At 39.4% G+C, this 13,005-nt stretch carries 12 protein-coding genes and 1 tRNA gene; 7 read left to right on the top strand and 6 right to left on the bottom strand.

Annotated features, from left to right (window positions below; genetic code table 11):
- Positions 1-124: 124 nt before the first annotated feature.
- A complete protein-coding gene (gene pth / locus F1325_RS10220) occupies positions 125-709 on the bottom strand; it encodes an aminoacyl-tRNA hydrolase (protein ID WP_109372207.1) in 585 nt (194 codons plus the stop codon).
- Positions 710-1,053: 344 nt separating this feature from the next.
- Here pth and ychH point away from each other — a divergent pair, with 344 nt between their 5' ends.
- Positions 1,054-1,332 (top strand): stress-induced protein YchH, encoded by a 279-nt coding sequence (ychH, locus tag F1325_RS10215; RefSeq protein WP_072068239.1) that lies wholly within the window; start codon positions 1,054-1,056, stop codon positions 1,330-1,332.
- 238 nt (positions 1,333-1,570) lie between these two features.
- Here the strand turns inward: ychH and prs are convergent, their stop codons facing one another.
- The 3 genes from prs to lolB all read right to left on the bottom strand — a co-directional run bounded on the left by prs (position 1,571) and on the right by lolB (position 4,116).
- On the bottom strand, positions 1,571-2,518 hold the full coding sequence (gene prs / locus F1325_RS10210; protein WP_036912921.1) for a ribose-phosphate diphosphokinase: 948 nt from the start codon (positions 2,516-2,518) through the stop codon (positions 1,571-1,573).
- Positions 2,519-2,605: 87 nt separating this feature from the next.
- Positions 2,606-3,481, bottom strand: coding sequence for a 4-(cytidine 5'-diphospho)-2-C-methyl-D-erythritol kinase (ispE, locus tag F1325_RS10205; protein ID WP_109372208.1), 876 nt, complete (start codon positions 3,479-3,481; stop codon positions 2,606-2,608).
- Positions 3,478-4,116, bottom strand: coding sequence for a lipoprotein insertase outer membrane protein LolB (gene lolB, locus F1325_RS10200; protein WP_109372209.1), 639 nt, complete (start codon positions 4,114-4,116; stop codon positions 3,478-3,480). Before lolB ends, ispE begins: the two co-directional genes overlap by 4 nt.
- Positions 4,117-4,356: 240 nt before the next feature.
- On the opposite strand from lolB, the gene hemA reads away from it, so the two are divergent.
- Genes hemA through F1325_RS10170 form a run of 6 tightly spaced genes read left to right on the top strand, consistent with a single transcriptional unit; the run spans position 4,357 to position 10,215 of the window.
- Positions 4,357-5,619 (top strand): glutamyl-tRNA reductase, encoded by a 1,263-nt coding sequence (hemA, locus tag F1325_RS10195; protein WP_109372210.1) that lies wholly within the window; start codon positions 4,357-4,359, stop codon positions 5,617-5,619.
- Between the two features lie 28 nt (positions 5,620-5,647).
- Positions 5,648-6,730 carry a peptide chain release factor 1 gene (gene prfA, locus F1325_RS10190; RefSeq protein WP_109372211.1) on the top strand — a complete coding sequence of 361 codons (1,083 nt, stop codon included), beginning with the start codon at positions 5,648-5,650 and terminating at the stop codon, positions 6,728-6,730.
- Complete coding sequence (gene prmC / locus F1325_RS10185; RefSeq protein WP_109372212.1) at positions 6,730-7,578, top strand: peptide chain release factor N(5)-glutamine methyltransferase; 849 nt, start codon at positions 6,730-6,732, stop codon at positions 7,576-7,578. The genes prfA and prmC overlap by 1 nt, the downstream gene beginning before the upstream one ends.
- Positions 7,562-8,371 (top strand): invasion regulator SirB1, encoded by an 810-nt coding sequence (sirB1, locus tag F1325_RS10180; RefSeq protein WP_167392472.1) that lies wholly within the window; start codon positions 7,562-7,564, stop codon positions 8,369-8,371. The genes prmC and sirB1 overlap by 17 nt, the downstream gene beginning before the upstream one ends.
- A 57-nt stretch (positions 8,372-8,428) precedes the next feature.
- Positions 8,429-9,283 (top strand): 3-deoxy-8-phosphooctulonate synthase, encoded by an 855-nt coding sequence (gene kdsA, locus F1325_RS10175; RefSeq protein WP_109372214.1) that lies wholly within the window; start codon positions 8,429-8,431, stop codon positions 9,281-9,283.
- A gap of 8 nt (positions 9,284-9,291) precedes the next feature.
- On the top strand, positions 9,292-10,215 hold the full coding sequence (locus F1325_RS10170; protein ID WP_109372215.1) for a TIGR01212 family radical SAM protein: 924 nt from the start codon (positions 9,292-9,294) through the stop codon (positions 10,213-10,215).
- 133 nt (positions 10,216-10,348) lie between these two features.
- Here F1325_RS10170 and dauA read toward each other — a convergent pair whose 3' ends face one another.
- Both dauA and F1325_RS10160 read right to left on the bottom strand, forming a co-directional pair.
- Positions 10,349-12,049 (bottom strand): C4-dicarboxylic acid transporter DauA, encoded by a 1,701-nt coding sequence (dauA, locus tag F1325_RS10165; protein WP_109372216.1) that lies wholly within the window; start codon positions 12,047-12,049, stop codon positions 10,349-10,351.
- 578 nt (positions 12,050-12,627) lie between these two features.
- Positions 12,628-12,715 (bottom strand) — tRNA-Ser (locus F1325_RS10160).
- Between the last annotated feature and the right edge of the window lie 290 nt (positions 12,716-13,005).

The raw sequence follows: 13,005 nt of genomic DNA, 5'->3' as shown, positions 1-13,005 counted from the left end.
AAAAAATTTGGCGCTATTATAGAACAAATCCCTGTTTGATTAAATCATCAGGGATTAATCGCGCAAAAGAAGAGGGCATTTTACCCTCTGAATATTGAAATTGTTTAATCTATCAATGTAATGATTATGCTTTAAAGCTATGTAAGCGGTTTATTGCTTTCTCATAACCATCACGCATTAAAATATCTGTACACGAAAGTGCTTCATCAATAGCATCATCAATTAATTTTTGTTCACTTATTGGCGGTTTGCCTAATACAAAGCCAACCACTTTATTTTTATCACCCGGGTGACCAATGCCAATGCGTAAACGATAGAAATTTGGATTATTGCTAAACTTACTTTGAATATCTTTTAATCCGTTATGACCGCCATTACCACCACCTAACTTCATTTTGACAACACCAGGTGGTAAATCGAGTTCATCATGTGCAACTAAAATTTCATCAAGTTCAATGCGATAGAAATTTGCCATTGCTTGTACCGCTTTACCACTTAAATTCATAAAAGTGGTAGGCACTAATAATCGAACATCATTACCATTCAAATTAATACGCGCGGTATAACCAAAGAATTTACTCTCTTCTTTTAGAGATTGTTGATGACGTTGAGCCAATAAATCAACATACCAAGCACCCGCATTATGACGAGTCTGGGCATAATCTGCACCGGGGTTTGCTAACCCGACGATAAGTTTAATTTTACTCACAATAGCCTTTCACTGTTATCGTCTTAAAAGAAAGCCCATAGTTTACCTGTCTAAGCTCAGAAGCACAAAATAGATTACATAGAATGTTTTTTGAAATGATAAGCAGAGGAAATGTTAACTTTTTGATTTAACAAAAAGAGCGAATATAACAAAATCGGTGCTGTTTTATTCTTTTGAAAGAAAAAAACACATTTTTTGTTAAGAATTATCAATAAATTTCGGAGCGATGTGATCCCTTCGACAATAACTTCTTAGTATTTATGGCTATAATAACTGCAAAGAATAAAAGGTTATTCGATGTATTTTGTTGTTGAATCGTCTGACGACGCGCTTGGAGGTGCAACATGAAATATAAACATGCATTTGCAGTTGGTAATTTATGTATGGCTACGGGGATGGTTGTGATGCTCGGTAGTCTTGGTTATACGCTTCTTAGCCATATTTTCCCATTAGGGCTCCCTGAATTTCTAGCGGATATCTCTTTAATGGGGATCTTTATTGGTGCTCTAGTTTGGTTAGCAGGCGCCCGTATTGGTGGTAGAGAAACAATAGCAGAAAGATATTGGTGGTTACGTAACCATGATGAACGTTATCGTCGTCATGACAATCACCGTTATCCATAATGTTATTATCACAAATGAATATCAGAATAGATAAAAATAACAAGAAATTAAAAACTGATGTTAAGTGAATAATAGTTGCCATTATGCGTTGTAATACACACCTATAGACCCGTTTAATGATAACGGGTTTTTTGTTGCCTAAAATTATCTTAATCTAGAAAAAAACATCAAAAAACCCGCTATAACAAATGCTATAGCGGGTTTAGTTATCTCAAATTGCAATGAATGTTATAACAAATTAATGTTCAAACATTGCAGAGATTGACTCTTCATTGCTAATGCGACGAATTGCTTCAGCCAGCATGCCAGAAAGGGTCAATGAGCGGACTTTATTTAATGCTTTGATTTCTGCTGATAACGGAATTGTATCGCAGACAACCACTTCATCAATAACAGAGCTTTTGATGTTCTCAACAGCATTACCAGAGAAGATTGGGTGAGTTGCGTAAGCAAATACACGTTTAGCACCACGTTCTTTCAGCGCTTCAGCTGCTTTACACAATGTACCGCCTGTGTCGATCATATCGTCAACAAGGATACAGTCGCGGTTAGCAACGTCACCAATAATGTGCATAACTTGAGAAACGTTAGCGCGAGGGCGACGTTTATCAATGATAGCCATATCAGTGTCATTCAGAAGTTTAGCGATAGCACGAGCGCGAACAACACCGCCAATATCTGGAGAAACAACAATAGGGTTGTCCAAATCTTTTTGAAGCATATCTTCTAAAAGAATCGGGCTGCCGAAGACATTGTCAACCGGTACATCAAAGAACCCTTGGATTTGTTCTGCGTGTAAGTCACAGGTTAAAACACGGTCTACGCCTACACTAGATAAGAAATCCGCAACAACTTTTGCCGTAATAGGAACACGGGCTGAACGAACACGGCGATCCTGACGGGCATAACCGAAGTAAGGAATAACAGCAGTGATACGACCAGCGGAAGCTCGACGTAATGCGTCAACCATGACCACTAATTCCATTAAATTATCATTAGTAGGTGCGCAGGTTGATTGAATGATAAATACATCACCACCACGTACGTTTTCGTTGATTTGCACACTGACTTCACCGTCGCTAAAACGACCTACAGCCGCGTCTCCTAGGCTAGTGTAGAGTCGGTTGGCAACACGTTGAGCCAGTTCCGGGGTTGCGTTACCAGCAAAAAGCTTCATATCGGGCACGAGAAAAACCTCAGGCTTGCGTCCAGAGAGAGATATTGTTGACCTGTAAAGAACGTGTTTATGAACATAGGGTTTGTAAACATCATCTTACGGGTGCAATAACACAGGTATCCTTGAGCGGAATAAATGCAAAGGAGAAATGTTGACGCCTTGCGCTACAAATCCATGCACCCACTCAGGGGCGTTAATTAACACTTCACTGGCGGCAACTTGTGAGTCGAACTCGCCGAACACACAGGCACCTGTCCCAGTTAAGCGTGACGGTGCATATTCTAACAGCCACGAAAGCAGATATTCAACCTCACGAAAACGTTTTCTTGCGATCATTTCACAGTCATTTGCAAACGGAGCCTTTAATAATGCGCCAAGAGAGCGAATAGGAGAATTACGTTTTAATTCTGGATCTGTGAAGATTGTCGGTGTTGGAATGGAAATTCCGGGATGTGCGACTAAATACCATTGCTTTTTTGGCTCTGCGGGGGTCAAAATTTCACCAACGCCTTCGGCGAACGCTGCATGACCTTTTACAAAAACAGGGACGTCTGCACCTAGACTAACGCCTAATTCAGCTAACGTTTCATCACTTAAACCGGCTTGCCAATGGTAATTAAGTGCAATTAAGGTGGTTGCCGCGTTAGAGGAGCCTCCACCTAAACCACCTCCCATAGGCAGTTTTTTATCAACACTGATATCTGCACCGTGATATTGCAAAGCAATATTATGTTGCTGACAATAATCACGCAGTAATTTAGCGGCTTTAATAATTAAATTATCTTTATCTTCTACGCCATCAATCGGCGTCAAGATAGTTAACTGGGTATCATCACGAGGTGTAATGGTTAATGTATCGCCATAATCCAAAAACTGAAATAACGTTTGCAGATTGTGATAACCATCAGGGCGTTTCCCCGTAATGTAGAGAAAAAGATTTAATTTGGCAGGAGAAGGCCAACTTAGTGTCATTGCTGTATATCCCAGTTATCCATTTTTAATTTAATAGTGCGTTCACCTTGTTTTAGCTCAAGGCGTTGTGGCAGGTTGGGTGTGGTACTTGAATCATAAGCTTGGTAAGTCACAATCCAATCGCCTTCAGGTGCAGGTAATGTGACAGATTTTAATAAATGATTAGCATCTAACTCGAAATCAGTTGCATCACCTGGTAAACCCACAAGCCAAGCACGCAGATTTTTCAGTGGAATAACCATACCTGTAAGTTGGTAGATCATCTCAGCAGGGTTATCGCTATAATATTTTTTTCCTTTATTATCAGTAACTTCAATTACACCAGGCATAACATTTAAATCGAGTTCTGTTGTACCTAAAGGATTGGTTAACAATAAGCGATAACGCTCATCCGCTTTGTCTTGCCAATAGAATCGGGCATAGGTTTTATTAGTATCTTCAATATAGGCAAAAGCGCCTCGGGTTTCGTATTGTGAAATTTTCTTTAATGCTTGTTGGCGAGCTTGCCATTGCACATCATTATCAGATGCCGAACCTTGAGTCTTTATCTGATTTAGATTACAGGCACTCAGCAACAACGCCGTTAGCGGGATAAGGCGCAGGAGTTGTTTGGTTGAAAAAAAGCGTGAACGCATAGCTGAGACATTCCTTTAATTCGTTATTAGTTAAAAAAAAGAGTATCATAAACCTTATGATATAACGATATTTCGTTAAATTGTGTATAGAAATCTCCTATCACTCAAGTAAGCTCTTTTATTGAATCTGTTCATCAAGTAGAATGGCGGAAATGAAGAGTCCATACTAAATGCGCTGTTTTAGGTTTATACTAAGTCAAGTCGCGAGGCGGTATTTATTCATAACTCGATATAGTTGATATGACGTTATTAGCATTAGGTATTAATCATAAAACAGCCCCCGTTGCTTTACGCGAGAAAGTTTCTTTTTCTCCCGATACCATGGGTGATGCCTTAAATAACCTCTTACAGCAACCCGCTGTCAGAGGCGGTGTTGTGCTGTCTACTTGTAACCGTACTGAGCTTTATCTGAGTATGGAAGACAAAGAAAATAGCCATGAACAGCTTATTCGCTGGTTATGTCAATATCACCAAATAGAGCCAAATGAACTGAAAAGCAGTGTTTATTGGCATCAAGATAATCAAGCTGTCAGCCATTTAATGCGAGTGGCAAGTGGCTTAGATTCTCTAGTATTAGGTGAACCTCAAATATTAGGGCAAGTTAAAAAAGCCTTTGCCGATTCTCAAAGCTATCACTCACTCTCTTCAGAGCTGGAACGTTTGTTTCAGAAATCTTTTTCAGTTGCGAAAAGAGTGAGAACAGAGACACAAATTGGTGCCAATGCGGTTTCTGTCGCTTTTGCAGCTTGTACGCTCGCGCGTCAAATCTTTGAGTCGTTATCTTCTTTGACGATCTTATTAGTGGGCGCAGGCGAGACAATAGAGCTAGTCGCTCGTCATCTGCGTGAACATCAAGTCAAAAAAATCATTATTGCTAATCGAACAAAAGAGCGCGCTCAACGTTTAGCGAATGAAGTTGATGCCGAAGTGATTACATTATCAGAGATTGATGAATGTCTTTCACAAGCTGATATTGTCATTAGTTCTACGGCAAGCCCATTACCCATTATTGGTAAAGGAATGGTTGAAAGGGCGCTTAAAAAACGTCGTAATCAGCCAATGTTGCTGGTGGATATTGCAGTTCCTCGTGATATTGAACAAGATGTTGAAAAGCTAAATAACGTTTATCTTTATAGCGTTGATGATTTAGAAGCGATTATTCAACATAACCGAGAACAACGCCAAGCAGCTGCAATTCAAGCAGAACATATTGTCCAGCAAGAAAGTGGGCAATTTATGGATTGGCTACGGGCACAAGGTGCTGTGGGTGCGATTCGAGAATATCGAGACAGCGCTGAAATGTTACGTGCAGAAATGACAGAAAAAGCTATCACATTGATACAAAACGGAGCGGATGCAGAAAAAGTTATCCAACAGCTCTCTCATCAATTGATGAATCGCCTTATTCACACACCAACAAAATCTCTTCAACAGGCTGCCAGTGATGGTGATATTGAACGCCTGAATCTATTACGTGAAAGTTTGGGTATTACCCATAATTAACTTTGTCTAACAGGATCTTAATCTACGAATGAAGCCTTCTATTGTCGCTAAGTTGGAAGCTCTGCAAGAGCGTTATGAAGAAATTCAGGCACTTCTGTCAGAAGCTGATGTTATTGCCTCTCAGGAGCGTTTTCGTGCGCTTTCAAAAGAATACTCTCAATTAACTGACGTCACGGCTTGTTTTAGCCAATGGCGACAAGTGCAAGACGACATCGAAGCAGCAGAAATGATGCTTGATGATCCTGAAATGAAAGAGATGGCACAAGAAGAGCTGAAAGAAGCGCGAGCATTAAATGATGATTTAGAACAACAGTTACAAGTACTGTTGTTACCTAAAGATCCTGATGATGAATTTAACTGTTTCCTTGAAATTCGTGCAGGAACAGGCGGCGATGAAGCAGCATTATTTGCGGGTGATTTATTCCGTATGTATAGCCGTTATGCAGAATCACGTCGCTGGCGTATTGAAGTCATGAATGCTAACGAAGGTGAGCATGGTGGCTATAAAGAAGTCATTGCAAAAGTCGTGGGTGATGGCGCTTATGGTGTATTGAAATTTGAATCAGGCGGTCACCGCGTTCAACGTGTTCCTGAAACGGAATCTCAAGGTCGAATTCATACTTCTGCTTGTACGGTTGCCGTATTAGCTGAAGTGCCAGAAGCTGAATTACCTGAAATCAGCCCAAGTGACTTACGTATAGATACATTCCGTTCTTCAGGAGCGGGTGGTCAGCACGTTAACACCACTGATTCTGCTATCCGTATTACGCATATTCCAACAGGAATTGTGGTGGAATGTCAGGATGAACGTTCACAGCACAAAAATAAAGCTAAAGCGATGTCTGTATTAGGTGCACGTATTCGTGCGGCTGAAATGCAAAAACGCCAAGAAGCAGAAGCTTCTGAACGTCGTAACTTATTGGGTTCTGGTGACCGTTCTGACAGAATCAGAACGTACAACTTCCCGCAAGGTCGTGTAACTGATCACCGTATCAACCTCACATTTTATCGCTTAGATGAAGTGATGGAAGGAAAATTAGATCCATTAATTCAGCCTATCGTGACCGAATATCAAGCGGATCAGCTTTCTGCACTTTCTGAGTTGAATTAATGAATTATGAACAATGGCTGCGTGAAGCAGCCTTGCAATTAATTGAAAGTGACAGCCCTAAACGCGATGCTGAGATTTTACTTGGGTACGTAACACAACGTACCCGTACTTATTTAATTGCCTTTAATGAAACAGTACTTTCGTCAGACGAGTTAGCACAATTGTCACAATTACTTACTCGACGCATTAAAGGTGAGCCCATCGCGTATTTAGTGGGTGAAAGAGAGTTTTGGTCATTGCCGTTAAAAGTGTCACCCGCAACATTAATCCCCCGTCCTGATACCGAATGTCTTGTTGAAAAAGCGTTAGAAAAACTCCCATTGGAACCAACAAAAATTCTTGATTTAGGAACAGGAACAGGTGCTATTGCGCTCGCAATGGCATCTGAGCGCCCAGATTGTCATATTATTGGTGTGGATTTTCAAGCTGAAGCCGTGGCATTAGCGCAAGAGAATGCGACCAACTTAGCATTAACCAACACAGAATTTATGGAAAGTTGTTGGTTTAGTTCACTCTCTGGGTATCAATTTGGTATGATAATCAGTAATCCTCCTTACATAGATGAAAATGATGAGCATATTCATCAGGGGGATGTTCGTTTTGAACCTTTAACTGCATTAGTTGCTGGCAAAAATGGGTTTGCTGATATCGAAATTATCATTGAAACTGCTAGACAGTTTTTAACTGATAATGGATGGGTATTACTGGAACACGGCTGGCAACAAGGCGAAGGTGTACGCAATATTTTTATTGATAAGGGTTACTGCTGTGTGGAAACTTTCCGTGATTATGGCGGTAATGAGCGAGTGACAGTAGGTCGTTGGAATTATGATAGAAACCATAGCTGATTACGAATTTAATAAAGCCCCTTTAGTTAAGGGCATGATCCTTATCTCTCAGGCTATTCGACCTGATTTTCCAACCACTTCTGTTGGTTATCAACTGGCGCAGTTAGTTGAACAAGCAGAAGCTGAAATTCCTCAACAAGGAAATACTAAAGAGCAGATAGAAGCACTGCTAAAACTGTTTTATAAGCAGTGGCATTTTAGTGGTGCAAGTGGCAAATATTGCCTTTCTGATACTTTATGGTTAGATAAAGTATTAGCAACTCATGTTGGCTCTCCTGTTTCACTGGGTTCGATTCTTATTTATATCGCACAAGCGTTAAATTTACCGTTAGTGCCGGTTATCTTTCCTACACAACTTATTATCAGAATAGATATTCCTAATGAACAACCGCTATTTTTAAATCCAATAAATGGTGAATATCTATCGCAACATACCTTAGAAGTTTGGTTAAAAGGGAATGTAGGTGGCTCTTCTGTATTATTAGAGGCAGATTTAGAAGAATCAGAATATAGTTCTATTATTCGTAAACTTTTGGATACATTGAAAGTTTCTTTAATGGAAGAAAAGAATATGGAGCAAGCATTAAAAGCCAGTGAAACGGTATTAATGTTTGATCCTGAAGATCCTTACGAAATACGTGATCGCGGACTTATTTTTGCTCAGTTAGAGTGCAACCATGTGGCAATATCTGACCTAAACTATTTTGTTGAGCAATGCCCTGAAGATCCTATTTCAGAGATGATCAAAATCCAAATTCATTCGATAGAACAAAATCCTATTGTTCTCCATTAAAAATTTAAGAAGCGTACTTAATTAACACAGTACATTACAAACAGTATAGGGATAAATATGCAACATAAAGTGGTGAATATTGGTGATATCAAGGTAGCAAACGACCTGCCATTTGTGCTTTTTGGTGGCATGAATGTATTAGAATCGCGCGATTTAGCCATGCGCATTTGTGAGCATTACGTCACTGTCACTCAAAAACTGAATATTCCTTATGTATTCAAAGCCTCTTTTGATAAAGCAAACCGTTCTTCAATCCACTCTTACCGTGGTCCGGGCTTAGAAGAAGGGATGAAAATTTTCCAAGAGTTAAAAGAAACTTTTGGCGTTAAAATTATTACTGACGTTCATGAAGCGGCGCAAGCTCAGCCTGTATCAGAAGTTGTCGATGTTATTCAATTACCTGCATTTTTAGCTCGTCAAACTGATCTTGTTGAAGCGATGGCAAAAACGGGTGCTGTGATCAACGTGAAAAAACCTCAGTTTGTAAGCCCTGGTCAAATGGGGAATATCGTCGATAAATTTAAAGAAGGCGGCAACGACCAAGTTATTCTATGTGATCGCGGCAGTAACTTTGGCTACGATAACTTAGTGGTTGATATGTTAGGTTTCCACGTTATGATGCAGGCTTCTCAAGGCGCACCCGTTATTTTTGACGTAACACATTCACTGCAATGCCGTGACCCATTTGGCGCAGCATCAGGTGGACGCCGTGCACAAGTTGCAGAATTAGCTCGTGCAGGTATGGCGGTTGGTCTTGCAGGTCTATTCCTTGAAGCTCATCCAGATCCAGATAATGCTCGTTGTGATGGCCCATCAGCGTTACCACTGGCGAAATTAGAGCCTTTCCTAGCGCAAATTAAAGCGATTGATGAAGTGGTAAAAAGTTTCCCAGAGCTAGATACCAGCAAATAAAATGCATTATGCAACTTCATACGGTTGTTAATATGTTCGGCGCTGATCTTCAGCGCCGTTATCACGAAAAAATTCATAAAATTACCCTTCATGGCGGTTTCAACTGTCCTAATCGAGATGGCACATTGGGGCGGGGTGGCTGTACTTTTTGTAATGTCTCTTCTTTTGCTGATGAGCAAACACAATATCACTCCATTGAAGAACAAATTGCATTACAAGCTAAAAATATCAACCGTGCACACCGTTATCTTGCTTATTTTCAAGCCTATACCAGTACTTATGCTGAAGTAGAATACTTACGTACCTTATATGAAACCGCATTATTACAAGCGGATATGGTGGGGTTATGTGTGGGAACTCGACCAGATTGTGTCCCCGTTAGCGTATTAGATTTATTGCAGAGTTATCGCGATAAAGGCTATGAAGTATGGTTAGAACTCGGCTTACAAACGGCTCATGATAAAACATTAAAGCATATTAATCGTGGGCATGATTTTCAATGTTATCAAGCGACGACTCGCGAAGCTCGCCGTCGTGGTTTAAAAGTATGCACACATCTTATTGTTGGACTGCCACGAGAAGATCATCTGCTTAATATGCAAACATTAGAGCGTGTGGTTGAGACAGGCACTGATGGGCTTAAATTACATCCATTGCATATTGTTGAGGGAAGTACGATAGCTAAAGCGTGGAAAGCGGGGCGAATAAACGCATTAACACAAGAACAATATGTCTATACCGCGGGTGAGATGATCCGCCATACTCCTCCTGACATTATTTATCACCGCGTATGTGCCAGTGCCAGAAAACCCACTTTATTAGCCCCAGAATGGTGTGAAAATCATTGGCTGGGTATGAATGCACTTTATCAAGATTTATTAAAAAAGGGTGTGCAAGGAAGTGGAATAGGTAAAGCATTTATATCTTACTAAGTGAATTTTTGTATTAAGAGTAACGTTAATATTAATAATATCTCAAGTTAAACCTTTATTCTTAACTATAACTAAAAACGCCTTTAATCTTTATTTAATATTAATTAAAGGCGTTATTTTTTTAACTAAAAAACTACTGAATTAATTCCAAATCATCTAGTGCTTTTTGTAATGAAGGGTAGAAACTCAGTGTATCTTCAATTGGTATGACTCTTGCTCTAGCCAGAGTCTTTAATGGCTGGAAAGGTATATCACACACAATCACATGGGTATCATGTTTTACATCCGTAACGAAATGCTGGAACGCATGTAATCCCCCCGCATCTAATACAGGAACAGCATCCCATTGCATAATAACGGTTTTATAACCTTTACTACGTTCACGTAACTCATTAAAGATACGTTCAGCAGCGGCAAAGAATAATGGACCATTAACACGCACAACTAATAACTGTTTATCATCATCAGTATAAGGAGATTCTGTTATTTTGGTCATATTGGCAATACGACGCATAAATAACAGTGACGCCAACACAATACCGATAGTAATTGCAATTACCATATCAAAGAGAACGGTGAGAGATAAGCATAATACTAAGACAATAATATCGTCTTTAGGGGCATGTCGGATCAGATCAATTACTTTACGTGCTTCACTCATATTCCATGCAACAATTAACAGCAATGCTGACATTGCGGCTAAAGGTAAATAAGAAAGAAAAGGCGCTAATACAAGTAAAGTTAGCAACACCAACAATGAGTGAACAATAGCAGAAACGGGTGATGTTGCGCCCGCACGCACGTTAGCTGCTGAACGTGCAATAGCGGCAGTCGCTGTAATACCACCAAAGAAAGGTGCGACAATATTACCAATCCCTTGTCCCACTAATTCACCATTAGAGTGATGTTTTTTGCCTGTCATGCCATCAAGTACAACCGCACATAATAACGATTCAATTGCACCTAACATTGCCATTGAAAAGGCGGCGGGTAATAAAGCAGAGACAGTGCTCCAATTTAACTCAAGTGATGTACCGGAGCTTGGTAAATTCCAAGGTAAAACAAATTGGGGCAAAATAGGTGGAATACCTTGTCCTGTTGTACCATTAGGCAGCATATAGCTAAATTGCGAGCCAATTGTTGCAACGTCATGACCGAACATATTCACAATACCCATTACCGCAGTACCTGCGATTAAAGCAGGTAGGTGCCCAGGTAAACGTAAATTCAGCTTAGGCCAATAAATTAAAACAAACAGAGTTGTCAGACCAATAAGCGTATCACCAATATGAATAGTCGGTAATGCAGAGCCTAAAGCAATAACTTTATCGATATAGGTTTCTGGCACATGTGCTAATTCAAGACCAAAAAAGTCTTTTACTTGCATCGTGGCAATTGTAATAGCAATCCCTGAGGTAAATCCAAGTGTTACAGAAACAGGAATATACTCAATAAGCTTACCGAAGCGAGCTAATCCCATAACCACTAAGATCACGCCAGACATAAGCGTAGCAATTAATAAGCCACTCAAACCAAATTGTTGCGATACAGGATACAAGATCACAACAAATGCGGCAGTAGGCCCTGAAACGCTGTATCGAGAGCCACCAGAAACAGCAATAACTATACCGGCAATCGCTGCGGTATAAAGACCGTATTGCGGGGGAACACCGCTACCAATTGCCAATGCCATGGCTAAAGGTATCGCGATAATCCCGACGGTGATCCCTGCAATAATATCTTTTAATAAACGTGCAAAAGAGTAAGGCTCTTTTACACATGCATCAATAAATGCACTAAAGGGACGAACCCGGTTAACTTTATGAGTTTTCATTTAGGATCAAACCAAAATAAGAAGTCAGATGCCGAATAACGGCGATAAGGAAAAGAGAGGATATCGCTTTTATTCGCTGATAATAATGTGATACATCAAATTATTAATGCATATCTTAAAGCTTAGTAGAAATAAAATCAATTAAACTAATAAGTTAACCTAAATAGATAATGCAATGTATCTTATTGTATTTATTCTGTTGCTTGCTTGAAAATAAAGTTTAAATTTATTTTAAAATTATAAAAAGCGTTTTATTTTAGAATAAATGTCGTTTATAGATGGGATAATAAAAACCTTTTTATGTCATAAAAATCGGATAGACATAAATAACAACTAGATAAGTTGTTTTGTTTCATTAAAATTAATTATCAGAGATTGTTAAGTGATAAGAAATTATTAAATAAAACGATTAAGCAAAAAAGCAAAATAAAAAATGCTTGTATACTAACAATAATCTAATCAAAAAAAGAAGAGTGATGGATATAAATAACTCAGTGAAGAAAAACGAGACTAGAAATGTATATTTCTTGAACAAAAAAATAGAGCCTAGCTAAAAAACTAGGCTCTATCTTAGAATATGGCGGTGAGAGAGGGATTCGAACCCTCGATACGTTGCCGTATACACACTTTCCAGGCGTGCTCCTTCAGCCTCTCGGACATCTCACCGTATTGTTTGTTGGATATGTACTTAACATCTCTCAACGGGGCGCTACTATAGGGAAAAGGAGCATAAGCGTCAACAGCTAAATGCATTTTTCCTTTAACTTTTGTATCAAGCAGTCAAATAAAAAACAATATGCACAAATGCTAGACAAATTATGCAGTAAACCAATACGCGTATAGATTGGCGTATTGAAAAAAGAATGTAGATTTTCGTTAACTGGTTAACATTCTCAACATTTTTATTAACAACTTATTCAAAGAGACTTGAAATCAGAACGTAACCCTCGCACCCT

The sequence above is a fragment of the Proteus columbae genome, from assembly GCF_009914335.1.
GTDB lineage: Bacteria > Pseudomonadota > Gammaproteobacteria > Enterobacterales > Enterobacteriaceae > Proteus.
The sequence above is the reverse complement of the archived record's forward strand: the minus strand, read 5'-3'. Positions and strand labels throughout refer to the sequence as shown.